This is a genomic window from Actinoplanes sp. NPDC051851, assembly GCF_040681165.1.
Classification (GTDB): Bacteria; Actinomycetota; Actinomycetes; order Mycobacteriales; family Micromonosporaceae; genus Actinoplanes.
In genome coordinates this window covers 23,732-46,899 of the sequence record NZ_JBFAYF010000040.1, presented here as the reverse complement: position 1 = coordinate 46,899, position 23,168 = coordinate 23,732, and the positions used below count along the sequence as shown (strand labels likewise).

The 23,168-nt window shown below is 71.5% G+C and carries 17 protein-coding genes and 1 pseudogene; 9 read left to right on the top strand and 9 right to left on the bottom strand.

Annotation, left to right across the window (positions count from 1 at the left end):
- Positions 1–63 precede the first annotated feature (63 nt).
- On the bottom strand, positions 64–1,491 hold the full coding sequence (locus AB0M08_RS31425; RefSeq protein ID WP_364501047.1) for an NAD-dependent succinate-semialdehyde dehydrogenase: 1,428 nt from the start codon (positions 1,489–1,491) through the stop codon (positions 64–66).
- 120 nt (positions 1,492–1,611) lie between these two features.
- On the opposite strand from AB0M08_RS31425, the pseudogene AB0M08_RS31420 reads away from it, so the two are divergent.
- Positions 1,612–2,355, top strand: a pseudogene (locus tag AB0M08_RS31420) (NAD(P)-dependent oxidoreductase); the annotation flags it as partial.
- Here AB0M08_RS31420 and AB0M08_RS31415 read toward each other — a convergent pair.
- Entirely contained in the window at positions 2,323–2,868 is a 546-nt protein-coding gene (locus AB0M08_RS31415; protein WP_364501044.1) for an NUDIX domain-containing protein, read from the bottom strand. The pseudogene AB0M08_RS31420 and the gene AB0M08_RS31415 sit on opposite strands and share 33 nt — an antisense overlap.
- Before the next feature lie 23 nt (positions 2,869–2,891).
- Between AB0M08_RS31415 and AB0M08_RS31410 the strand changes: the two genes are divergently transcribed.
- A complete protein-coding gene (locus tag AB0M08_RS31410) occupies positions 2,892–3,515 on the top strand; it encodes an L-threonylcarbamoyladenylate synthase (protein ID WP_364501042.1) in 624 nt (207 codons plus the stop codon).
- Here the strand turns inward: AB0M08_RS31410 and AB0M08_RS31405 are convergent.
- Positions 3,505–4,764, bottom strand: coding sequence for an SGNH/GDSL hydrolase family protein (locus AB0M08_RS31405; RefSeq protein WP_364501040.1), 1,260 nt, complete (start codon positions 4,762–4,764; stop codon positions 3,505–3,507). The two genes, AB0M08_RS31410 and AB0M08_RS31405, sit on opposite strands and share 11 nt — an antisense overlap.
- Before the next feature lie 189 nt (positions 4,765–4,953).
- Here AB0M08_RS31405 and AB0M08_RS31400 point away from each other — a divergent pair, with 189 nt between their 5' ends.
- A complete protein-coding gene (locus AB0M08_RS31400) occupies positions 4,954–5,613 on the top strand; it encodes a response regulator transcription factor (protein ID WP_364501037.1) in 660 nt (219 codons plus the stop codon).
- A gap of 16 nt (positions 5,614–5,629) precedes the next feature.
- Entirely contained in the window at positions 5,630–7,030 is a 1,401-nt protein-coding gene (locus tag AB0M08_RS31395; RefSeq protein WP_364501034.1) for a HAMP domain-containing sensor histidine kinase, read from the top strand.
- Here AB0M08_RS31395 and AB0M08_RS31390 read toward each other — a convergent pair.
- On the bottom strand, positions 7,020–7,988 hold the full coding sequence (locus tag AB0M08_RS31390) for a TAXI family TRAP transporter solute-binding subunit (protein WP_364501032.1): 969 nt from the start codon (positions 7,986–7,988) through the stop codon (positions 7,020–7,022). The two genes, AB0M08_RS31395 and AB0M08_RS31390, sit on opposite strands and share 11 nt — an antisense overlap.
- A 118-nt stretch (positions 7,989–8,106) precedes the next feature.
- Here AB0M08_RS31390 and AB0M08_RS31385 point away from each other — a divergent pair, with 118 nt between their 5' ends.
- Positions 8,107–8,784, top strand: a complete 678-nt coding sequence (locus AB0M08_RS31385; RefSeq protein WP_364501029.1) for a hypothetical protein — start codon at positions 8,107–8,109, stop codon at positions 8,782–8,784.
- A 49-nt stretch (positions 8,785–8,833) separates the two neighbouring features.
- Here the strand turns inward: AB0M08_RS31385 and AB0M08_RS31380 are convergent, their stop codons facing one another.
- From AB0M08_RS31380 to AB0M08_RS31370, 3 genes are read right to left on the bottom strand one after another with little or no spacing between them, the layout of a single operon-like run.
- Entirely contained in the window at positions 8,834–9,892 is a 1,059-nt protein-coding gene (locus AB0M08_RS31380) for a lytic polysaccharide monooxygenase (protein ID WP_364501027.1), read from the bottom strand.
- 4 nt (positions 9,893–9,896) lie between these two features.
- Complete coding sequence (locus AB0M08_RS31375; protein ID WP_364501024.1) at positions 9,897–12,818, bottom strand: glycoside hydrolase family 48 protein; 2,922 nt, start codon at positions 12,816–12,818, stop codon at positions 9,897–9,899.
- An 8-nt stretch (positions 12,819–12,826) separates the two neighbouring features.
- Positions 12,827–15,517 carry a cellulose binding domain-containing protein gene (locus AB0M08_RS31370; protein ID WP_364501021.1) on the bottom strand — a complete coding sequence of 897 codons (2,691 nt, stop codon included), beginning with the start codon at positions 15,515–15,517 and terminating at the stop codon, positions 12,827–12,829.
- A 346-nt stretch (positions 15,518–15,863) separates the two neighbouring features.
- Between AB0M08_RS31370 and AB0M08_RS31365 the strand changes: the two genes are divergently transcribed.
- From AB0M08_RS31365 to AB0M08_RS31350, 4 genes are all read left to right on the top strand, one after another.
- The gene (locus AB0M08_RS31365) at positions 15,864–17,228 is read left to right on the top strand and encodes a UDP-glucose/GDP-mannose dehydrogenase family protein (protein ID WP_364501018.1); all 1,365 of its coding nucleotides are present in this window, start codon (positions 15,864–15,866) and stop codon (positions 17,226–17,228) included.
- Between the two features lie 403 nt (positions 17,229–17,631).
- The gene (locus AB0M08_RS31360) at positions 17,632–19,005 is read left to right on the top strand and encodes an ABC transporter substrate-binding protein (protein WP_364501015.1); all 1,374 of its coding nucleotides are present in this window, start codon (positions 17,632–17,634) and stop codon (positions 19,003–19,005) included.
- Between the two features lie 159 nt (positions 19,006–19,164).
- The gene (locus AB0M08_RS31355) at positions 19,165–20,100 is read left to right on the top strand and encodes a sugar ABC transporter permease (protein ID WP_364501012.1); all 936 of its coding nucleotides are present in this window, start codon (positions 19,165–19,167) and stop codon (positions 20,098–20,100) included.
- Entirely contained in the window at positions 20,100–21,011 is a 912-nt protein-coding gene (locus AB0M08_RS31350) for a carbohydrate ABC transporter permease (RefSeq protein ID WP_364501009.1), read from the top strand. Before AB0M08_RS31355 ends, AB0M08_RS31350 begins: the two co-directional genes overlap by 1 nt.
- On the opposite strand, the gene AB0M08_RS31345 is transcribed toward AB0M08_RS31350, so the two are convergent.
- Positions 21,001–22,536 (bottom strand): DHA2 family efflux MFS transporter permease subunit, encoded by a 1,536-nt coding sequence (locus AB0M08_RS31345; RefSeq protein WP_364501006.1) that lies wholly within the window; start codon positions 22,534–22,536, stop codon positions 21,001–21,003. The two genes, AB0M08_RS31350 and AB0M08_RS31345, sit on opposite strands and share 11 nt — an antisense overlap.
- The gene (locus AB0M08_RS31340; RefSeq protein ID WP_364501003.1) at positions 22,536–23,156 is read right to left on the bottom strand and encodes an NAD(P)H-dependent oxidoreductase; all 621 of its coding nucleotides are present in this window, start codon (positions 23,154–23,156) and stop codon (positions 22,536–22,538) included. Before AB0M08_RS31340 ends, AB0M08_RS31345 begins: the two co-directional genes overlap by 1 nt.
- Between the last annotated feature and the right edge of the window lie 12 nt (positions 23,157–23,168).

The window sequence follows — 23,168 nt, the reverse complement described above, 5'->3', positions numbered from 1 at the left end:
GTCGCCGACGAGCCGTTCCCGTTCGCGATCGACGCCGCCGGGCTGTTGCGGCGGCGCTGAGGGCTACCAGTTCACCGCGATGTACTTGGACTCCAGGTACTCCAGGAGGCCGTCGTGGCCGCCCTCGCGGCCGATGCCGGACTGCTTGACGCCGCCGAACGGGGCCGCCGGGTCGCTGACCAGGCCGCGGTTCAGGCCGACCATGCCGGCCTCGATCGCCTCACTGACCCGCATGCCGCGGCCGATGTCGGCGGTGTAGACGTACGCCACCAGGCCGTACTCGGTGTCGTTGGCGAGCCGGACGGCCTCGGCCTCGCCGGTGAAGGTGACGATCGGGGCGACCGGACCGAAGATCTCCTCGCGCAGGATCGGCGAGTCGGCGGCGACCCCGGTCAGCACGGTCGGCGGGTAGTAGAAGCCGGTGCCCTCCGGGCGGGCGCCGCCGGTGATCGCCTCCGCGCCGGCGTCGATCGCGCCCTTGACCAGGCTGTCCACCTTCGCCACGGTGTCCTCGTTGACCAGCGGGCCGACCTGGGTCTTCTCGTCGGTACCGGGGCCGACCACGAGCTGGGACATCCGCGCGGCCAGGCGGCGGGAGAACTCGGGCGCGACCGAGGACTCGACGAAGAACCGGTTCGCGGCGGTGCACGCCTCGCCGCCGTTGCGCATCTTGGCGAGCATCGCGCCCTCGATGGCGGCGTCCAGGTCGGCGTCGGCGAAGACCACGAACGGGGCGTTGCCGCCCAGCTCCATCGAGGTGTTGACGACGTTCTCGGCGGCCTGGGCGAGCAGGATCCGGCCGACCTCGGTGGAGCCGGTGAAGGAGAGCTTGCGGACCCGGGAGTCGCGCAGCATCCGCCCGACCACCGCGCCGGAGCTGCGCGAGGGCAGCACGTTGACCACGCCCTCCGGCACGCCGGCCTCGGCCAGGATCGCCGCCATGGCCAGGGCGGTCAGCGGGGTGTCGCTGGCCGGCTTCAGGATCACCGTGCAGCCCGCGGCGAGCGCCGGGCCGATCTTGCGGGTGGCCATCGCGGCCGGGAAGTTCCACGGCGTCACCAGCACGCAGACGCCGACCGGCTGGCGTACCACGAGGATCTTGTTGGCGCCGGACGGGGCGGTGGTCGCGATGCCCTCCCCGCGGACGGCCTCCTCGGCGAACCAGCGGAAGAACTCGGCGGCGTACGTCACCTCGCCCTTCGCGTCGGTGAGCGCCTTGCCGTTCTCCAGGCTGATCAGCCTCGCCAGCTCGGCGGCGCGCTCGGTCATCAGCTCGAACGCCTTGCGGAGCACCTCACCGCGTACCCGGGGAGGGGTCGCGGCCCAGGCGGGACCGGCCGCGGCCGCCGCGTCCACGGCGGCGATCGCGTCGGTCTCCCCGCCGTCGGCGACCGAGGCGACGGTGTCCCCGGTGGCCGGGTCGAGCACGTCGAACCGGTTCCCGGACGAGGCGGGCACCCATTTGCCACCGATGAACAGTTCGGTCTCCACAACAGCTCCTCACGATCATGAAGCGGGTTACGCCCCCAGCATCGTCCCTGTCCGGGCGGTATGCCACCGGTTGGCGATTGGCCGCTTCCCGGGGAGACCGGGCGGGCCTAGCGTGGGCTCATGACGGTGGGTTTCCTCGGGCTCGGCGTGATGGGACGGCCGATGGCGCTGAACCTGGCGCGGGCCGGCACCGATCTGATCGTCTGGAATCGATCCCCCGCGGCGGCGGATCTCACCACCGCCGGCAGCGCCGCCGAGGTCTTCGCCGCCGCGGAGATCGTGCTGATGATGCTGGCGAACGACAGGGCGATCGACGAGGTCCTGGACGGGGTCGACGTCGGCGGCCGGATCGTGGTGCACATGGGTACCACGGCGCCGGACTATTCACGCGGCCTCGGTGAGCGGATCAGGGCGGCGGGCGGAGCCTACGTCGAGGCGCCCGTCTCCGGGTCGCGTGGGCCGGCCGAGGCGGGGCAGCTCGTCGCGATGCTCGCCGGGGCGGACGCCGACCTGGACCGGGTGGAGCCGCTGCTGCGCCCGATGTGCCGGGCGACCGTCCGGTGCGGCGCGGTCCCGGGCGCGCTGCTGATGAAGCTGGCCGTCAACACCTTCCTGATCAGCATGGTCACCGGGCTGGCCGAGGCGTTCGCGTTCGCCGGGCGGCACGGCCTCGACCCGGCGACGCTGCTGGCCGCGCTCGACGCCGGGCCGATGGCGAGCGCGGTCTCCCGGGTCAAGGGCCGCAAGCTGCTCGACCGGGACTTCGCGGTGCAGGCCTCGATCCGCGACGTGCTCTACAACAGCGAGCTGATCATCGCCGAGAGCGGCCCGTCACCGCTGGTCGCCGTCTGCCGGGACCTGTACGCCGAGACGCTCGCCGCCGGCCACGGCACCGAGGACATGGCCGCGGTGGTCCGGGCGCTGGAGGCCCGCGGCGAACGTCCGGCAGATGTCCGCGAGTGACGGCGGCTCCAGACGGCCGGGGAGGTCCGGGAAGTCCGCGGGCAGCGTCCAGGCCGACGTGATCAGCTCGCTCTGCTCGTACTCGAGAAGGCCCTCACGGACCACGACGGGCCGTGACGTGCGGTAGAAGGCCGGGAAGAACTGTTCCCGGCCGACGTAGCGCTGCCGCTTCCACCGACTGTCCCGCTCGACGTCGACGGGGGTGTCGCGGATCTCCGACGGGTCGAGGCCGGTCTCCTCGGTGAGCTCGCGCCGGGCCGCCTGCAGCGGTGTCTCGCCCGGGTCGATGCCCCCGCCGGGCGGCTCCCAGATCCGGTTGGCGGGATCGAGCGGGTCCTGCCACTGCAGGAGCAGGATGCGGCCCTCGGCGTCGAAACAGATCACCCGGACCGCCGGGCGGTGAACAGGTTCCATCCCGACAAACTAGGCTGTCGGGAGTGGCCAAGTACTTCGACGTGCATCCGGACAATCCGCAAGCGCGCAGCATCCACCAGATCGTCGACCTGATCCGGCAGGACGGGCTGATCGCCTATCCGACCGATTCGGGGTACGCGCTCGGCTGCCGGATGGGCAACAAGGACGGGCTGGACCGGATCCGGCAGATCCGGCAGCTCGACGACCGGCACCACTTCACCCTGATGTGCGCCGACTTCGCGCAGCTGGGGCAGTTCGTGCAGATCAACAATGCGGTGTTCCGCGCGGTGAAGGCGTCGACGCCGGGGCCGTACACGTTCATCCTGCCGGCGACGAAGGAGGTGCCGCGCCGGCTGCTGCACCCGAAGAAGAAGACCGTGGGCGTACGCATCAGCGCGCACACCACCGCGCAGGCGATCCTGGCCGAACTCGGTGAACCGCTGGTCTCCAGCACCCTGCTGCTGCCCGGCGAGACCGAGCCGCAGACGCAGGGCTGGCTGATCAAGGAGGAGCTGGATCACGCGGTGGACGCGGTGGTCGACTCCGGCGAGGCGGGCAGCGAGCCGACCACGGTGATCGACCTCTCCGAGGGCGCTCCCGAGGTGCTGCGGGTCGGTGCCGGCGACCCGGCGCGATTCAGCGACTGAGTAGTCCGAAAATGGTCAGCGGCACGGCGGAGGCCAGAGCGGCCATCCCCTCGTCGCCGGGGTGCAGGTGGTCGCCGCTGTCGTAGCGGGCCGGCAACCGCGACGGGTGGCGCGGGTCGCGGACGGCGGCGTCGAAGTCGGCGACCGCGTCGTACTCGCCGCCGTAGCGGATCCACGCGTTGAGCCGGGAACGGGCCGCCTGCCGGGCCGGCCCGTCGTAGGTGCTGCCCGCGAACGGGAGCAGCGTCCCGCCGATCACCAGCAGCCCGGCCGCCCGGGCGCGGGCGATGATCTCCCGGTGCCCGGCGATCAGCAGGTCCGCGGTCGCCCGCATCCGGCCGATGTCGTTCACCCCCAGCAGCGTGATCACCGCGCGGGCGCCGGGCCGGGCGAGCACGTCCCGGTCGAAGCGGCGCACGCCCGCCGGCCCGCTCCGGGCCCCGTCCGGGATCGGCGCGGCCGGGTCCGGCAGCGGCAGGTCCGGGCCGGTGAGCAGGCGGTTCCCGCTGATCCCGGCGTTGAGCACGCCGAGTGCCAGGCCCTCGGCCCGGGCCCGGGCGGCGAGGAGGTCCGGCCAGCGGTGGTTGCGCCCGGGGCGGGTGGAGGCGCCGCAGGTGATCGAGTCGCCGAAGGCCACCACGACCGGCGCCGGCGCCTCCGGCCGCACGCTGACGCCGTCGAGCAGCAGATACTGCCCGATCTCACTGCCGGGTCCGGCGTCCGGGAGGGCCGCGCGGTTCCCGGTGGTCACCAGGTTCCTCTCGTACGCCCGCGGGTTGAGGGTCCGCACCCGCGCCGGACCGGGCAGGTAGCAGCTGATCACCAGATCCTGGCCCGCGGCGAGCACCAGGTCCACGACCGGATCGCTGGTCAGCGTGCCCCCGGCGGGCAGATCCACCGAGACCGCGCCGCCGAAGGTCACCGGCCGCCGCGTGCCGTCCCCCGCCCGGAGGCCGGTCCACACCTCGCCGAGACGCACCGGGGACGGGCCGTACTCGTTGGTGAAGTGGATCCGGGGCTGCCGTCCGCCCAGGCTGAGGTGGACCACCTGCCGCAGGGTCCGGCCACCGAGATCGACCTCGGTGCCGGACGGGGCGGCGGTGACCGCGGTGGCCCAGCTGCCGGCCTGATCGCCGGCGGCCTGGACTCCACGGGCCTGAACTCCGGCGGCCCGGTCTCCGGTGGCCCCGGCGAAGAGGGCGCTGTCGGTGGCGGCGGCGGGCGTGGCGAGCACGGCCGCGGCCCCCACACCGCCGAGGAGCACGGTCCGCCGGGTGATGTCGTTCGTCCGGTCTATGGCTGCAATATAGGTGGCGGCCCGGGGGTGCCGGGACCCGTTTCACCCTCCCGGGGTCGCCCGTCCGGCACCGACCGCCACGAAACATGGATGTACTACATTCCGCGCGACCGATCGGCGTCACCGGCGATGGATGGGCGGATGCGGATACTTCTCGTGGAGGACGACCGGCGGATCAGCACGGTCATGGCCTCGATGCTGCAGCGCCGCGGCTACCAGGTCGAGCACGCCGCGACCGCGGCCGAGGCGCTCGCCGCGGCGCCCTGCGATCTCGTCCTGCTCGACCTGAACCTGCCCGACGCGGACGGGATGGCGGTCTGCCGGGCGCTGCGGGCCCGCAGCGCGCATCTCGGGATCATCATGGTGACCGCGCGGACCGAGGAGCACGACCGGGTGACCGGGCTGCTCCTCGGCGCCGACGACTACGTGGTCAAGCCGTTCTCGATGGCCGAGCTGCAGGCCCGGATCGAGGCGCTGCTGCGCCGTTCGGTGCGCACCGGGCCGCCGCCCCCGGACGTCGCCGAGCTCGGCCCGCTGGTCATCGACCACACCGCGCGGACCGTCCGGGTGGACTCCCGCCCGGTGGAGCTGACCCGCAAGGAGTTCGACATCCTGGCCTCGCTGGCCCGCCGGCCCGGCATGGTGGTCAGCCGCGACCGGATCATGCTGGACGTCTGGCAGACCACCTGGTCCGGCCGGCACACCCTGGAGGTCCACGTGGCCTCCCTGCGGGGCAAGCTCGGCGACCCGGGACTGGTGCAGACGGTGCGGGGCGTCGGCTACCGTCTGCACACCGGTTGACGGGGACGGGGGCGGCGTGCGCAGACGTCTGGCCGGCATCTACCTGCTGCTGATGGTGATGGTGCTGGTGGCCCTGGAGGTGCCGCTGGCCACGGCGCTGACCAGCCGGGAGACCGACCGGGTGCTCGCCGACCGGCTCGCCGACGCCACCCGCTTCGCGGCGCTGGCCGCCCCGCCGATCCGGACCGGCGAGCTGACCCCGCTCACCGACGAGCTGCGCGCCTACCAGCAGGTGTACGGCATCACCACGATGGTGCTGGATCAGGACCAGCGGGTGCTCAGCGCGTTCGGCGATCCGGTGCTGGACCCCGAGTACACCGAGCCGGCGATCCGGGCCGCGCTGGCCGGCCGGCAGGTGGGCGCGCCGGCCATGCTCTGGCCGTGGCAGCGGCATCCGCTGGTGGTGGCGGTGCCGGTCAGCGACGGCGGCGCGGTCCTCGGCGTGGTGGTGACCGTGTCGCCGACCGGCCGCAGCCGGCGCGCCGTGGTGTCGAGCTGGGCCGCGCTCGGCCTGCTCGGTCTCGCGGCGGTGGCCGCCTGCGTGATCGCCGCCCACCGCCTGGCGGGCTGGGTGCTGCGGCCGGTGACCCGGCTCGACGCCGCCGCCCACGAGATCGGCGCGGGCGACGACGACGCCCGGGTGCCGCCGGGGCTGGGGCCGCCCGAGCTGCGCCGGCTCTCGGCGAGCTTCAACGAGATGGCCGACGCGGTCGCCCAGGCGATGCACCGGCAGCGGTCGTTCGTCGCGCACGCCAGCCATCAGCTGCGGAACCCGCTCACCGTGCTCCGCCTGCGGATCGAGGACCTGGGCGGCCGGCTGACCGACGACGAGGCCCGCGCGGACCACGAGGGCACCCTCGCCGAGACCGACCGGCTGGCCGAGGTCCTGGACGGGCTGCTCGCCCTCGCCCGCGCCGAACGCGGGCCGCGCCGGATGACCGAGGCCGACGCCACGGCGGTGGCGCGGCGGCGCCGGGACGCCTGGCGGCCGCTCGCCGACCGGCGCGGCATCACCCTGGTCGCCGTCCTGCCGGACGGGCCACGGCCGGTGCGGCTGGTGGCGACCGCTCTCGATCAGGTGCTGGACGCCCTGATCGACAACGCGCTCAAGTTCACCCCGGCCGGTGGCACCGTCGAGGTGAGCGTCGCCGGGCACGACGGCGGGGTGGAGACCACGGTCCGCGACGACGGGCCGGGCATGACCGCCGAGCAGTGCCGGCAGGCCGCCGAGCGGTTCTGGCGGGCGCCGGACGCGCAGAACGTCGACGGCGCCGGTCTCGGCCTCTCCATCGTCGCCGTCCTGGCCGAGGCCTCCGGCGGCCGGTTCGCGCTGGCCCCGGCCGGACCGCGAGGGCTGCGGGCCTCGGTCTGGTTCCCGGCGGCCGGCGACGACGGCGCGGGGCCGGTCACGGCTTGACCGACCGATAGTAACGGCCGGCGCCGGGGTGCAGCGGCACCGGCAGGGTGGCGATCGCCGACCGGATGTCGAGCCGCTCGGCGGCCGGATGGGCGAGCGCCAGCGTCGCGCGCCGCTCCATCAGGAGCCGGGTGAGGTCGTACGCGGTCTCCTCCGGCATCGACTCCGGCACGATCAGGTAGTCGGGCACCGCGACCGTCGCGGCCGCCTCCGTGCCGTACGCCGACGCGGGCACGTCCCGGACCGTGTAGACCTGGCCGTAGGCCCGGCGCAGCGGGGCGGCCCAGTCGGCGAGGTCCACCAGCCGGATCGGCGTACCGGCGCCGAGCCGCTGGATGCCGGTGACCGGGAGACCCCCGGAGAAGAAGAAGGCGTCGATCTCCGAACGGGACAGCGCGGCGAGGGCGTCGTCGAGGCCCCACTGCCGCTGATCGAGGGTGCCGTCGGTGGACATGCCCGCGACCGACAGCAGGCGCCCGGCCGTGACCAGCGTGCCGGAACCGCGGGCACCGACCGCCACCCGCCTGCCCCGCAGGTCCGCCAGCGCCCGGACCGGGCCGTCCGCCCGGACCACCAGGTGCAGCAGGTCGTCGTAGACCCGTGCCAGGGCCGCCGTGCCCGGCACCGCGCCGCCGCCGTCGGCCACCACGTCCGCCTGGGTGAACCCGACGTCGGCCCGCCCGTCCGCGATCATCTCGACGTTCTCCAGGGACGCGGCGGTCACCAGCACCGTGACGTCGACGTCCGGCAGCTCCCGCTCGATGAGGCCCTTGAGCGCGGAGCCGATCGCGTAGTAGACCGCGGTGGAGCTGCCCGTCGCGATCCGGATCCGGCGGCGCTCGCGGGTGCCGCCGGTGCATCCGCCGGTGGCCAGCGCCCCGGCCAGCCCGGCGAGCAGCGCCCGGCGGGACGGGGTGCCGGGGTGCCCGGTCCGGCGGTGTCTGCTGGGGAGAGTCATCGGGATCCTCGATAGGCGCGCCGGTCCGCGCAAGTTTCCCTCAAATCCCGGGTCGGGGCGTACCGGCCGAACGTCGGAATCGGGGACGGTGTGGTTCACCGTGAGAGGGGAACCGCCGATGGATCACGATCTCGCCCGGCCCGTAGTCCTCGCCGGCGCCCTGCCCGCCGCGTTCGAGTCGGCCTTCCTGATCCGCTGCGCCGGGGCGACCCGGCTGGCCGGGCAGCGGTGCCGCCCGCTCGTCGCGGCGGCCGCCGGCCCGCGGAACACGGTGGCCGCCCGGACCGGTCTGGTGGAGTTCGACCGGGAGGAGGCGGCGGCACGGCTGGCGGCCCTGCTGACCGGGCTGGGATTCACCGCGGGTCTCGAGGCGCACGACGGCGGCGGCCAGCGCCGCTACCGGGTGCACCGGGTGGCGGTGCCCGGCCCGGACCGCCCGGTGGTGAACCGGACGATGGCGGCGGCCTGGCAGCAGGGCCGCGCGACGCTGCACGCGACCGGGCCGGTCGGGACCTCCTCGCCGCGGCACGTCCAGCGCACCGCGCTGGCGCGGGCCGCCTGGCGGGCCGCGTCGCTCGGCTGCGGCCGGGTCCGCCGCCGGGACCTGATCGGGCTGCGGCTGGGCGATCAGGACCTGGCCGCGCTGCTGGTCCGGGCGGCGCGGGTGCTCGGGGTGCCGACCACCGTGGAGCGGCGGTCCGGCTGTCTGGTGCTGACCATCCCGCCCGAGGGGGCCCACCTGCTCGTCCCCGGCCGGGGACGCCCGCTCGCCGGGACGGCGGCGGGACGCGGCTGAGCGCCGCCGTGGCGACCCGGGAGGGCCACCACGGCGGCGCGCCCGGCGGTCAGCCCGTCGAGCAGGTGAGGTTGTTGACGGTGGCCGGGGCCGTGCCCGAGCCGAGGAGGCCGAAGGTGGTGTAGTTCCCCGCGGCCACGCTCCCGTTCCACGTCTCGTTGCCCACCGAGACCAGGGAGCCGCTGCTGGTGGACTTCCCGCTCCAGACCGTGGCGAGCGTCTGGGTGCCGGGCCAGGTCCAGGAGACGTTCCAGCCGTTGATCGCGGTGCTGCCGGCGTGCACCATCACCTCGGCCTGGAAGCCACCGGTCCAGGCGGAGACGATGCTGTACATCGCCGTGCACCCGCCGTCCGGCACGCTGGTCGTCGTCGGGCTCGCCGTCGGCGACGTCGTGGTGGTGCCGCCGCTGCCGACGCCGGTCACCTCGCCGTTCCCGCCGTCGAAGACCACGTCCGAGCAGCCGTAGAAGGTCTCCTGGCTGTCCGACCGGGCCCAGACCGAGTAGATCAGGTGCTTGCCGGTCTTGCCGGACGGCAGGTTCCCGGTCCAGTAGTAGTGCCCGTCGTCGGTGCCCGGCCCGCCGACCACCGCCGGGTCGGTCACCTGGGAGAACGGGGTCGGCTCCAGGTCGCTCCAGGCGAGCGGCTTGGTGGGGTCGTACCCGTCCTTGGTGATGTAGAGGTAGAAGGTTCCGGGATGCTTGGCCCAGTCGTTGTAGTGGAACTCGACCGAGGCCCCGGCGGTCAGGTGGGTCTGCGGCCAGTCGTCGCGGGCCAGGTTGAAGCCGGTGAAGTCGTACGGGCCGCCGGTGCCGCCGCTGCAGAGCTGGCCGTCCGGGAGGAACCCGCTGACCCGGCCGGCGCCGTCCGAACGGAGCACGGCGAACCAGTTGTAGAGGGAGTTCGTGCCGCTCTGCGCCACCGCGGCGGCGCAGGCCGGATTCTGCGGCACGATCGCCCCGGTGGACGTGAGGCCGTCCTGGTAGCAGAGCCAGGTCCTGCTGCCCGGTACCTGTAGTGCCCCGTGCGCCTGGGCCGCGGCCGGAAGGGCCAGGACCCCGGCCGCGGCGGCGAGCAGGGCCACCGCGACCAGTCGGAAGATCTTCATGGGATCACCCCTGGGGGAAGAGGCGGGCGTAGTCGGCGTAGCCGGTTGCCACGTCGACCTGCGCCCAGAACCGGTGGTAGTTGAAGGTCGGTGCCGCACCGCCGTTCAGGTACGTCTGGACCTTCGGGAAATCCGGGTCGTTCCGGTAGAAGGACCGGATGTCGAGGAACGACACCCCGGGCTCGATGACGTCGCCGTTGGGCATCTCACCGGTCCAGCCGGAGGGGATGTAGATGCCCTGGCCGGTGGAGGCGTTGTAGACGTCGTCGAAGCGGTTGTAGTCGGTCCGTGTCTCGGTGACCGAGACACCCTTGCTGTCCTTCTTCGTCCAGATGCCGTCGAGCAGCCCCTTGGCGGCGGCCTTCGCCTCGGCGTCCCCGGACTTGGCGGCGTAGTAGGCCAGCAGCTTGGCGTACGAGCCGGCCACGCCGACGTCGTTCGTGTAGTCCTGGACCGTGACGTGCAGGTTGGTGTTCGCGGCCGGGCTCGACGCGTTCCAGGTGTTCGGCGCGCCGGACCAGGTCAGCGTGGACGGGAACTGGTAGGAGGTGCTGGTGATGGTGGTCTTCGACAGCGCCCAGTCCACCCACTTGTCCAGGATCGACTTGGCGGCGGCGTTGCCGGTGGCGTAGTAGTACTCCGCGAGCCGCTCCAGTGACCAGGCCTGGAAGCCGAACCACTGGTTGGACGGCGGGTCCTCGTAGACCGGCGCCACGGTGTACGCGAGACCGTAGAAGGTCGGCGTGCCGGACGGCGGCGCCGAGTAGTTGCCGTTCCAGCTGTTCGTCGCGCCGCCGGCGATCGCGCCCTCGGACGACTGCAGCCACTGGTAGAACTCCAGCTGCCGGGTCAGGCTGGTCGCCCAGTCGGACTTGCCGGTCGCCGACTTCGGCGCGAGTGCGGTGGTGGCCGACAGGGCGTACGCCGCAAGCGGGTTCTGATAGCCGAAGTGGTCGTGGCTGGAACCGATCCGCCACGCCCAGCCGGCGCTGGTGTCGTAGGCGCCACCCCACGCGTAGTACCAGCTCATCAGGTAGCTGGAGCTGTTCTTGCCGGTGCCCGCCGCGCACGCGGTGGAGGTGCAGCCGGGCTGCTTGAAGTACTTGTCGAAGAACGAGTACCGCAGGTAGTCACCCATCTTGGCGGCGTTGGACACCGCGCTGGAGACCTGGGACGCGTTGCCCTGGGCGGTGGCCCACTGGTTGGCCCAGTACGCGACCTGCACCACCCGGGCGTCGGCGTCCGGCGCGTCGGTGTACTTCCACTGCTTGGCGTACGACGTGTCCTTGGTGAACAGGTCGAGGTAGCCGTTGGTGCCGCCGAACGCGAACGTGTCGCAGGACGGCTGCGGCACGGTCTCCCAGGTCGACTCCTGCGGCCCACGCTGGAAGGTGTTGATGTACGCGACCCGGGTGGTCCCGTCCCCGCAGTGCCCGAAGCCGTACGTGTTGTCCACGTCCAGCAGCCAGTGCATGCCGTAGATGTCGTCGGTGCCGTACGCGCTCTTCAGCTCGGCGGCGAGCGGGTCGGACCCGACGGTGACCGCGGTGTCCAGCTGTGACGGGTAGCTCGACGGCGACGGGTACTCGGCCGCGTAGGTGGCCGGCTTCGCCGCGTTGTAGTTGGCGTTGGTCGGCTGGTCGGCGTGCGCCGGGATGATGTACTTCTCCATCGTCGCCCACGCCGTGTTGAACGGCGCCCAGTCCCCGCTGACCTGCCCGTACTCGGCCTCCAGCCAGAGCCAGTAGCTGAACGCCTCGCTGGTCGTCTCGTGGCCCTGGTCGGGCGCCTCGTCGATCAGCGTCTCGACCGAGTGGTACGGCACCCCCTCCGGACTGAAGTAGCCGTTCGACGGGTTCTTGATGTCGTTGTACATCTGGGTGAACCGCGCGTCGGTGGCGCCCGCGTCGACCACGGTCACCGCCAGGTTCGCCGCGGTGTACCCGGTGGCGGTCGCCGCGATGGTGGCCGTCGACCCGACGGTGGCCGCGCTGCTCGCCGCGACCGTGACCGCCTGGCCGGTGCTCCAGTTCGACGTGGTGAAGGTGAGCGTGGCCGGGGTGGCCGTCACCGCGGTGGTGCCGGTGCTGCGGGCCACCGCGACGCTCACGCTCGCGGACGGTGCCGCGCTCAGCGCCACCTTGTAGCTGCCGCTCGCCCCGGGCGCGATCAGCAGCGAGGTCGCGTCGGCGACGATCGACGGGGTGGTCGACGCGTCGACGTAGACCGGGACGTCGGCGGTGGCGCTCACGGTGCCGGCGGCGTCGTACGCCTTCGCCTGCAGGTGGTACGCCGCGGTCTGCGCCGGCACCCCGCTCCAGGTGTACGCGTACGGCGCGGTGTCGTCGCTGCCGAGCAGCAGGCCGTCGTGGTAGAACTCGACCCGCGCGATGGTCTGCCCGGTCGCCGGGGTCGCGGTGGCCGCGATCGGGATGGACGCCGGCGCGGTGTACCGGGTGTTCGCGGCCGGGCTGCTGATCGCCACGGTCGGCGCGGCGGCCGAGCCGGCGCAGGTCACGCCGTTCACCGAGAACGCCGTGGGCACCGGGTTGGCGGTGGTGAAGGTGCCGTTGAAGCCGGTGCTCACCGTGCCGTTGGTGGCGATCGAGCCGTTCCAGCTCGCGTTGGTGACGGTGACGTGGGTGCCGGACTGGGCCCAGGTGCCGTTCCAGCCCTGGGCGACCTTCTGGTTCGCGTCCGGGAAGTCGTACTCGAGCTTCCAGCTGGTCACCGCGTCGCCGGTGTTGGTGATGGCGACGTCGCCGGTGAAACCACCGGACCACTGGCTCTGCACCTTGTAGACGACGGAACAGCCGGCGGCCGCGTAGGCCGGTGGAGCCCCCGCCGCGAGGGCCGCACCGGCGCCGAGGACGGCGGCGCCGGTGACGGCCAGCCCGCGGCGCAGGCGGGGCAGTCTGAGGAACACGTGATCTCCTAGGGGGTTCGGGAGCAGGAGACGGGGGACGGAACGGGGTTCGTGGTGCCGGTGGTGCTGCCGAGGAAGCCGAAGGTGGTGGATCCCCCGGCGCTCAGGGCGCCGTTGTAGGACGCGTTCACGACGGACACGGCCGTACCGGACTGGGTGGTGGTGCCGCCCCAGGTCTGGGTGACGGTCTGCCCGGCGGTGTAGGTCCAGCCGACCTTCCAGGCGGTGGTGGCGGTGGTCCCGGTGTTCTGGACCGTCACCTCACCCTGGAAGCCCCCGGTCCACGAGCCGACGATCTTGTAGGTCGCCGTGCAGCCGCCGGTGGAGGACGGCGAGGTGGACGTGGAGGGCGAGGTGGACGTCGAGGGAGACGTGGACGTGGAGGGAGACGTCGAGGTGGAGGGAGACGTCGAGGTGGAGGGAGACGTGGACGTGGAAGGCGACGAGGATGTCGTCGTTCCCCCGGTCCGGTCGGCGTAGAGGATGCCGCGACCGTTGGTGCCGAGGTAGACGCGGCCGTAGACGTTCGGGTCGCCCGCCAGCGCGTCGCCCATGTTCCCGTACTCGTGGGCGTCGTCGTTGATCCGGACCCAGGTCGAGCCGGTGTCGTCCGAGCGGTACACCCCGTCGACGCCGTCGACCGTGCCGACCAGGAAGACCGCCGGGTGGGTGGCACCGGAGGCGGCCTTGCCGAACGCGACGTTGATGCCCTCGGTGATCGTGCTGGACACCTGGGAGAACGTCTTGCCCGAGTCGGTGGAGCGCAGCAGGCCGGTGGAGCCCGCGACCCACACCTCGCCGGCGATGCCCGGGACGGCCTTCAGGTGCAGGCGGCCGGTGCTCGGCAGCGCCACCGACTGGGCGGTGAACGTCGCTCCCCCGTCGGTGCTGGTGTAGAGGACGCCGGCGGCGTACGCATAAAAGGTCTTGGGGTTGACCCTGTCGGATTCGACGATCGCTCCGGCGGGCAGGCCGGACGAGGCGGTCCAGCTGCTGCCGCGCGTGGTGGAGTAGTAGACGCCGGTGCCGCCCGGCGACCAGACCACGTAGTTGGCGTCCGCGCCGACCGCGACCGTGCCGCCGCTGGTGACGCCGGACGGTTCCTGGCCCTGGTACCACGTCTTGCCGCCGTCGTTGGAGATCCCGATGTGCGGCGCGGCGTCGGCGTTGCCCACCCGGACGAAGAACGACGGGCTGAGCTCGGCGAAGTCGAGGCTGGTGTTGCTGCCCAGCGCCGGGGTGTCGTGGAAGCTTCCCTGCACGGTGTCGAGATCGGCGTGGTAGAAACCGCCGACGTCGCCGAGCGCGCTGACCAGCGGCGCCCCGCTGGGCGGGCTGGCCAGGTCGAGGACCGCGGTCTCCTCCAGGCCCTTGGCCATCGGCTTGATCGTGAACGTGCTGTTCGCGTCCCAGTTCGTCAGCTGGGTGGTGCCGTAGATGGTGGCGCCGGTCCCGTAGAGCAGCCGGTCGGCGTTGAACGGGTCGATGGCGAGCGACTCGTTCATCCAGCCCAGCTTGGGGGTCTCCTCGGGGGCGGTCGGCGTGGTGTTGAAGTCCAGCCACGGATTCGCCGAGATGTCCATGGTGTAGCGCTTGGTCCGGTTCGGGTAGCCGTTCCAGTCCCAGATCCGGGTCCAGGTGGCGCCGTAGTCGGTGCTCCGGAAGAAGATCGCGTCCGGCCACCAGGAGATCTGGGTGGCGACCATCAGGGTGCCGGGGTGCAGCGTGTCGACGGTCAGCCCGGAGTAGCCGTAGTACTGGTCCGCGACCGCGGTGGGCGAGATGTTCGTCCAGGTGCCGGTACTGAGCTGATATCTCCAGACTTCGCCCGCCGCGCCGTCGTACGGGCCGCCGGTGTCACTGGTCGCGATGTAGAGGTAGTCGCCCTGCACGACGCCCTTGTGGGCGAGGTATCCGGTCGGCTGCCCCGCGACCCGTGACCAGGTCGCGCCGCTGTCGGTGGAGGTGTAGACCGGATTGGCCTTGTCCGCCACGCCCACGAAGATCCGGCCCGACGCGCCGAAGGTGACCCAGCTGAGCCCCTGGTTCTGGTTCAGGTAGTTGTTGGTGTCCGCGGCATCCTGGACATAGTTACCGACGTTGGGGAAATTACTGACCTGCGCCCACGTGACGCCGTAGTCGGTGCTGCGCCACAGGCCGTTGCCGCCCTCGGCGGCGAAGAAGACGTGGGAGTTGTTGCCGGGATCGACCGCGAGCCGCTCCCCCACGCCCCGGCCGGGCATGTTGCCGCCGTTCTTGAACGGGAGCGCCGTCTTCTGCCAGGTGGCGCCCTTGTCGGTGGAGCGCAGGATGGCGCCGTTGTTCGGGTCCCAGCTGTTGGTGTACATCCCGACCGCGGCGTAGACCCGGTTGGTGTCGACCGGGTCCGGGGCGATGCTCAGCACGCCGTTGTAGCCCCAGTCGTCCTGGCCCACCCAGTCCAGCAGCGGTGTCCAGCTCTGGGTCGACTCGGTCCACCGGTAGGCCCCGCCGATGTCGGTCCGGGCGTAGATCAGGTTCTTCTCGCCCGGGTTGAAGACGATGCCGGGCACGAACCCGCCGCCGTCGATCCGGACGTTCTTCCAGGTATAGGGCTCGGAGGAGGCCGCGGCCGCGGACGGTGGCCGGGAGATCACGGTCACGGCGGTCGCCGCGACGAGGACCGCGGCGACCAGAGCGCCGAGGAGGGACCTGCGCATGAGCAACCCTTCTATAGATACCCATAAAAGTTGGGAGCGCTCCCAGGTTCCGTCCAGCGTCATCACCGTGTCAAGAGCTGGAAACACGGCGTTGATATCCGTGACAACCGGACGCGATGCCCCCGTTCAACTACGGAGCGCAACATTGGATCGAGAGGCGGGTTATGACCAGCCTCGATGCGGGTATCCCGCGGACCGTGGCGCGCGCGCAGCACGAAAGCGCCGGTAGTTCCGCTGTGTATCATTCGGCGGAACACGCGGCCGGGCGCTGTGCCACCCGGCCGGCGGGCCGGCGCCGGGGGCACACCGCGTGACCACGGCCCGGCGAAGCGGTGGAGGAGATTGCATGAAGGTTTGTGTTGTCGGTACCGGCTATGTCGGCCTGACCACCGGCGTCAGTCTCGCCTTCCTCGGTCACGAGGTCACGTGCGTCGACCTCGACCAGGCCAAGGTCGACATGCTGCGGGCCGGGAAGTGCCCCATCTACGAACCCGGGATGGAGGAGCTGCTCGCCGAGGCCGCGCCCAACCTGACGTTCACCACCGAGTACGCCGAGGGGGTGCCCGGCGCCGACGTGGTCTTCGTCGCGGTGCAGACCCCGTCGGCCGCGGACGGCAGCCCCGACCTGCGCTACCTGCGCTCCGCCGCGGAGAGCGTGGCGCACGCGCTCGACCACGACTTCACCGTGGTGGTGAACAAGTCGACCGTGCCGATCGGCAGCGGCAACTGGGTGGACGCGATCCTGCGCGACTCCTTCGCCCAGCGCGAGCAGCGCCCGGCCGGCGTCGAGTTCGCGGTCGCCTCGAACCCGGAGTTCCTCCGCGAGGGCAACGCGATCGCGGACACGCTCTACCCGGACCGGATCGTGATCGGCTCGGACAACCCGCGCAGCCTCGAGGTGCTCAACCGCCTCTACCGGCCGATCATCAACCAGACCTTCACGGCCCCGACGTTCCTGGCCCGCCCGGAGGACGCCACCGCGGTGCCGCTGGTCTCCACCGACCTCGCCTCGGCCGAGCTGATCAAGTACGCGGCCAACGCGTTCCTGGCCCTGAAGATCAGCTACGTGAACGAGATCGGCCAGCTGGCCGCCAAGGTCGGCGCCGACATCACCGAAGTCGCCCGGGGCATGGGCCTGGACCAGCGGATCGGGTCCCGGTTCCTGCAGCCCGGCGTGGGCTGGGGCGGCTCCTGCTTCGGCAAGGACACCAAGGCCCTGATCGCCACCGCGGCCGAGTACAACCACGAGATGCCGATCGTGAAGGCGGCCCGCGACGTCAACCAGCGGCAGCGCGCCATCGCCGTCGAGCGCCTCCAGGACGAGCTGCGCATCCTGAAGGGCCGCAAGATCGGCCTGCTCGGCCTGGCCTTCAAGCCGAACACCGACGACCTGCGGGACGCCCCGGCGCTGGACATCGCCAACCTGCTGCTGGCCCGCGGCGCCCGGGTGAAGCTGCACGACCCGATCGCCGCCGAGCGCTTCCGCAAGGAGCAGCCGGAGCTGGCGCCGTACCTCAGCGAGACCCTGGACGGGCTCTTCGACGACTGCGACGCCGTGGTGCTGGTGACCGAGTGGGCGCAGTACCTGGAGCTCGACTGGAGCAAGTTCGTCGGGCTGATGCGCAACCCGCTGCTGCTCGACGGCCGGCACGTGCTGGACGGCGACCGGATGCGCCGGCTGGGCTACAAGTACGTCGCCGTGGCGGGCTGAGACCGCCCGTACGACATAGACCGCAACCGCCGTGGCGGCCCTTGAGGGCCACCACGGCGGTTCCTTTTTGTGGGATTAGCGCCGGAACCACCCGCACCCTCGCGCTTGCCGCCTGAAGCGGCTTCCCGCGAACCTCAACAAAACCGACTCACCGAACGCGTTAGGCCCGTTCTCCACGGGAAAATCCTGCTAAATCAGCCCGGATGAAGTCCACTGCCGCTACCCTCTTCCGGCAATATCCTTAACCGGTTAAGGTGCCGACCCTCCGCAGCTATATCGTTACCGACTCGATCACGCGGAAATCATTGCGCAACGTGGCGGTTACCTCTTGACTGTGGGTCAAGAAGCGCTTCGGACGGCGGCGTCGCCAGACGCCGGAGGCGCTCAAGACATAGGGAGCGGTATGTTCGGTCACAGTGGGAGTACGCGGCCTCACGCCGCACTCGCCGGTGTCCTCAGCGCGGGGCTGGTGCTCGGCCTCGGCGCCTGCAGCAGCAGTGGGGACGACAGCAGCGGCGCGTCGACGGACGCGTCGGCGGGTTCCATCGACTGCTCGCAGTTCAGTTCGTTCGGCGACCTCAAGGGCAAGACGGTGTCGATCTACACCGGCATCGTGACGCCGGAGGACACCCCGCACAAGAAGTCGTACGAGCCGTTCGAGAAGTGCACGGGCGTCACGGTCAAGTACGAGGGCGACAAGTCCTTCGAGACCCAGGTGCTGGTCCGCGCGAAGGCCGGCAACCCGCCGGACCTGGCGTATGTGCCCCAGCCCGGCCTGCTGCAGCAGCTGGTCTCCACCGGCAAGGCCGTCGAGGCCCCCGCCGAGGTCTCGGCGAACGTGGACAAGTTCTGGGGCGCCGACTGGAAGGCGTACGGCACGGTCGACGGCAAGTTCTACGCCGCGCCGCTGGGTGCCAACGTGAAGTCCCTGGTGTGGTACTCCCCGCAGGAGTTCAAGGACAACGGCTACACCGTCCCCACCACCCTGGCCGAGCTGCAGGCCCTCTCCGACAAGATCGCCGCGACCGGCGCGAAGCCGTGGTGCGCCGGCATCGGCTCCGGTGACGCCACCGGCTGGCCGGTCACCGACTGGGTCGAGGACTTCGTGCTCCGCACCGCGGGCACCGAGACCTACGACAAGTGGGTCAAGCACGAGATCCCGTTCAACGACCCGGCGATCGTCACGGCGTTCGACGCGGCCGGGGCGTACCTGAAGAACGACAAGTACATGAACGGCGGCCTCGGCGACGTCAAGAGCATCGCCACCACCACCTTCCAGGACGGCGGCCTGCCGATCCTGGACGGCCAGTGCTCGCTGCACCGCCAGGCCAGCTTCTACGCGGCCAACTTCCCGAAGGACGCCAAGGTCGCCGAGGACGGTGACGTCTTCGCGTTCTACCTGCCGGGCACCGACGCCAACACCAAGCCGGTCCTCGGCGGCGGCGAGTTCGTCCTCGCGTTCTCGGACCGCCCCGAGGTCAAGGCGTTCCAGTACTACCTGTCGACCGACACCTGGGCCAACATCAAGGCCAAGCTGTCGAGCGGCTGGGTCAGTGCCAACAAGGGCCTGGACGTCAACAACCTGACGAACCCGATCGACAAGCTGTCGGCCCAGATCCTGCAGGACCCGAACGCGACGTTCCGCTTCGACGGCTCGGACATGATGCCCGCCGCGGTCGGCTCGAACGCGTTCTGGAAGCAGGCGACCAGCTGGATCACCGGCCAGGACACCAAGACCACGGTGGACAACATCGAGAAGGCCTGGCCTGCCAAGTGATGTAAGGCGGTAACCGCAGGGCCGGTCGGGGTCAACCCGACCGGCCCTAGCGGTCTCATCACCCCAGGTCGAAACTCATTCTCGATAAGGCGAGTCTCCCAAGGAGGGACGGGCCGCGTGTTCACCCAGGCACAAACCACTCCTGAGAAGCTGCTGCAGATGCTGGCGGCAGTCCTTCTCTTCGCCGCGATCGTCGGCGTCATCCTCTTCATCGCCGGTCTTCTCACCGGCAAGCGCGACAAGCTGGTCGGCTACCTCTACCTGGCACCCGCCCTGCTCATGCTCAGCGTCGGGCTGCTCTACCCCGGTCTGCGGACCATCTACGAGTCCTTCTTCGACGCGGCCGGCAACGTCTTCATCGGACTGGACAACTACAGGTACATCTTCACCGACACCGACCAGCTGCACGTACTGCGCAACACCGTGTACTGGGTGGTCGTCACGCCGTTCGTCGCCACCGGCGTCGGGCTGCTCTACGCGATCCTGGTCGACAAGGCCAAGATCGAGTCGTTCGCCAAGGCCCTGATCTTCCTGCCCATGTCGATCTCCTTCGTGGCGGCCGGCGTGATCTGGAAGTTCATGTACGAGTACCGCCCCGACCAGGCGCGCGTGCACCAGATCGGCCTGATCAACCAGTTCATCGTCTGGCTCGGCGGCGACCCGCAGCAGCTGCTGCTGATCGTCCCGCTCAACACCTTCCTGCTGATCCTCGTGATGATCTGGATCCAGGCCGGTTTCGCCATGACGGTGCTCTCCGCGGCGATCAAGGCGATCCCGGACGACATCGTGGAGGCGGCCCGCCTCGACGGCGTCGGCCCGTGGGGCATGTTCCGCTTCGTCACGGTGCCCGCGATCCGCCCGGCGCTCGTCGTCGTGCTCACCACGATCGCGATCGGCACCCTCAAGGTGTTCGACATCGTCCGGACCATGACCGGCGGCTCGTTCGACACCAACGTGATCGCGTACGAGTTCTACTCGCAGAGCTTCCGGAACTTCGACCAGGGCAAGGGAGCCGCCCTGGCCGTCCTGCTGTTCGTGCTGGTCATCCCGATCGTCGCGTACAACATCCGGCAGCTCCGCCGTTCGGAGGCATGATGACCACCGTCGCACCGCTGACCACCACGCCTCCCGCCGCCGGCGGCTCCCCGAGCGCCGCCGCGGTGGCGAAGCGGAAGCTCACCTCGCCGTGGGCGTCGCTCGCCGCGATCGTCATCGCGGTCCTCTGGACGATCCCCACCTTCGGCCTGCTGGTCTCGTCGTTCCGCCCGGAACGCGCGATCAAGACGACCGGCTGGTGGACGTTCTTCAGCGACCCGCAGGTCACGCTGGACAACTACCGGGCCGTCTTCGACCCGGAAGCGATCAACCTGAGCGACTACTTCGTCAACTCGATGGTCATCTGCATCCCCTCGGTGGTGATCCCGCTCTGCCTGGCGTCGCTGGCCGCGTACGCCTTCGCCTGGGTCAAGTTCCCGGGCCGGGACTTCCTGTTCATCGCGATCTTCGCGCTGCAGATCGTCCCGCTCCAGGTCACCCTGATCCCGCTGCTCACCCTCTTCAACCAGGCGCACCTGACCAACACGTTCTGGACACTGTGGCTCGCCCACTCGACGTTCGCGTTGCCGCTCGCCATCTACCTGCTGCACAATTTCATGAAGGAGGTCCCGGCCAGCCTGGTCGAGGCCGCCCGGGTGGACGGCGCCGGCCATGTCGCGATCTTCTTCCGGGTGATGCTCCCGCTGATGACCCCGGCCCTGGCCGCCTTCGGCATCTTCCAGTTCCTCTGGGTCTGGAACGACCTGCTCGTCGCCCTCACCTTCGCCGGCGGCGGCACCGAGGTCGCCCCGATCACCCTCGGCCTGGCGAACCTCTCCGGCACCCGCGGCACCGCCTGGCACCTGATGTCCGCCGGCGCCTTCGTCTCCATCATCCTCCCGGTCACGGTCTTCCTGCTGCTCCAGCGCTACTTCGTGCGCGGCCTGCTGGCCGGCAGCGTCAAGGGCTGACCCCCGGCTCGACCCGTTGAGGGCCGTCTCCCTTCAGGGAGGCGGCCCTCTCCCTCTTTCCTTCGCTTTCTCCGGTACGCCGTGAGCCGCGCAGCAGGAGAAGCGCCCCCAGGAACGCGCCCGCGAACGCCGTCGCGGTGACCAGGTAGGCCCCACCCACCGCGGTGGCCAGTGCGGACAGCCGTGACTCGCGGGCGACCCGGTCCAGGGCGATCATCGCGGGCACGCCGCCGGGAAGCCGGGCCGCCACCAGCAGGCTCACGGCGACCGCGGTCAGCGCGACACCGAGGGCCGCGGCCAGTTGCTGGCAGAGCGCGAGCAACGTGGTCCCCCGGGGCGTCTCCGCGCCCTCCAGGTCGCGGAGGGCGGCCGTCATCGCGGGCATGCCGGTCGCCCCGGCGCCGATGCTGACCAGGGTCGACGCGGCGACGATCCAGGGGTAGGCCGCGCCTGCGGTCGTGGTCACCAGCAGGCCGAGGGCGCCGAGCAGGGCGCACCCGGTGCCGGTGAGCACGATCCGGTGCGGCGGGATCCGGTCGACGAGGCGGGTCGCCACCTGGGCGGTCAGGCCCACCGCGATCGCCTGCGGCAGCAACAGCGTGCCCGCCAGTTCGCTGGGGTCCCCCCGCACACCCTGCACGTAGAGCGGCAGCACCGCCATCGCCCCGAAGTACCCCGCCCCGAAGCAGGCCAGCACCCCGAGCGGCGTCCGGAACGCGGGCCGGGCCAGCAGCCGCAGGTCGACCAGCGGCGACGCCGCCCGCCACGCCCTCCTCGCGAAGAGCACCAGCGCACCGAGCCCGGCGGCCAGTACGCCGAGCGGCACCGGTGGCGCGGCTCCCGGCTGACCCAGCATCGTGCCGCCCAGGACGACCAGCACCGCTCCCCCGGAGAGCAGGCCCAGCCCGCCCCAGTCGACCGGCCGCCGTTCGCCGCCGGGCGTCGAGGGTGGCAGGACCCGGGCGCAGATGAGCAGGGTGAGCAGGCCGAGCGGGAGGTTGACCAGGAAGATCCAGCGCCAGGAGAGCGCGCCGATCAGCCAGCCCGACAGCGGTGGCCCGGCCACCGGGCCGATCACCAGGGGGAGCGCGAGCAGGCTCATCATCCGGCCACGGCGGTCGCGGGGAACCGTACCCAAAGCGATGGCCTGGCCGACCGGGTTGAGCAGGCCGCCGCCGAGACCCTGCGCCGCGCGGAAGGCCGCGAGGGACGCGGCGCTCCAGGCCAGACCGGCCAGGACCGAGAAGAGCGTGAACGCCAGCAGCGCGCCGAGGTAGACCCGGCGGGCGCCGAAGCGGGCCGCCGCCCGGCCGCTCAGCGGGATCACCGCGACGATCCCGAGCAGATAGCCGGTGGTCACCCACTGCACGGTGGCGAGCGAGGCGTGCAGACCGGAGACGATCGCCGGAACCGCGACCACGGTCACCGTCGTGTCGATCACCACCATCAGGCCGCCCAGCGCCAGGGCCAGGCCGACCGCCCGGGCTCGCGGCGGCAGCCCGGCACTGGCGACGTCGGCGGGCATCAGCGGGCGTAGGGCTGTTCGCGGCGGGCGGTGCGCAGGAGGGCGGCCCACCAGCCGAGCTCGTGCAGGGCCGCGTCGAAGGCCTCGCCGACACCGGGTGGGGGTGTGTAGCCGGCCGGGGTCAGGTCGTTCCACGGCTGGGTGAGGCCGACGACGCGGCGGGTGGTGACCACGTGCAGTTCGGCGAGGACCCCGCGCAGATGCTCGGTGGCGAGCAGACCACCCTGGACGCCGTAGGAGAGGACGGTGGCCGGCTTGAAGTTCCACTCCCGGTAGTGCCAGTCGATCAGGCGCTTCAGGCTCGCCGGGTAGCTGTGGTTGTACTCCGGGGTGACCAGCACGTAGGCGTCGGCGGCGGCGATCCGGGCGGCGACCGGGGAGGGGCTGCTGCCGCCCGGGCGCAGGTCGCCGTCGTCGGGCAGGACGCAGTCCGCGCAGTCGATCAGGTCGACCTCGGTGGCCGGTCCGGCGGCGCGGGCGGCGGCCCAGTCGGCGAGGACGCGGCCCATCCGCTGGTCGCGGACGCTGCCGGCGATCACGGCGAGGCGCAGCGGCTCCCCCGGCGGGGTGTCACCGGTCGCGGGGACGCCGGGGCGGGTGACGAGGTTCGTGTCGGTCATGCGACCCAGCCT

Bases quoted from the DNA above. Each gene is read 5' to 3' on its own strand.
- AB0M08_RS31415 (WP_364501044.1), bottom strand. From the start codon at position 2,868: ATGGAACCTGTTCACCGCCCGGCGGTCCGGGTGATCTGTTTCGACGCC.
- AB0M08_RS31400 (WP_364501037.1), top strand. From the start codon at position 4,954: ATGCGGATACTTCTCGTGGAGGACGACCGGCGGATCAGCACGGTCATG.
- AB0M08_RS31390 (WP_364501032.1), bottom strand. From the start codon at position 7,988: ATGACTCTCCCCAGCAGACACCGCCGGACCGGGCACCCCGGCACCCCG.
- AB0M08_RS31385 (WP_364501029.1), top strand. From the start codon at position 8,107: ATGGATCACGATCTCGCCCGGCCCGTAGTCCTCGCCGGCGCCCTGCCC.
- AB0M08_RS31380 (WP_364501027.1), bottom strand. From the start codon at position 9,892: ATGAAGATCTTCCGACTGGTCGCGGTGGCCCTGCTCGCCGCCGCGGCC.
- AB0M08_RS31370 (WP_364501021.1), bottom strand. From the start codon at position 15,517: ATGCGCAGGTCCCTCCTCGGCGCTCTGGTCGCCGCGGTCCTCGTCGCG.
- AB0M08_RS31365 (WP_364501018.1), top strand. From the start codon at position 15,864: ATGAAGGTTTGTGTTGTCGGTACCGGCTATGTCGGCCTGACCACCGGC.
- AB0M08_RS31360 (WP_364501015.1), top strand. From the start codon at position 17,632: ATGTTCGGTCACAGTGGGAGTACGCGGCCTCACGCCGCACTCGCCGGT.
- AB0M08_RS31355 (WP_364501012.1), top strand. From the start codon at position 19,165: ATGCTGGCGGCAGTCCTTCTCTTCGCCGCGATCGTCGGCGTCATCCTC.
- AB0M08_RS31350 (WP_364501009.1), top strand. From the start codon at position 20,100: ATGACCACCGTCGCACCGCTGACCACCACGCCTCCCGCCGCCGGCGGC.
- AB0M08_RS31345 (WP_364501006.1), bottom strand. From the start codon at position 22,536: ATGCCCGCCGACGTCGCCAGTGCCGGGCTGCCGCCGCGAGCCCGGGCG.
- AB0M08_RS31340 (WP_364501003.1), bottom strand. From the start codon at position 23,156: ATGACCGACACGAACCTCGTCACCCGCCCCGGCGTCCCCGCGACCGGT.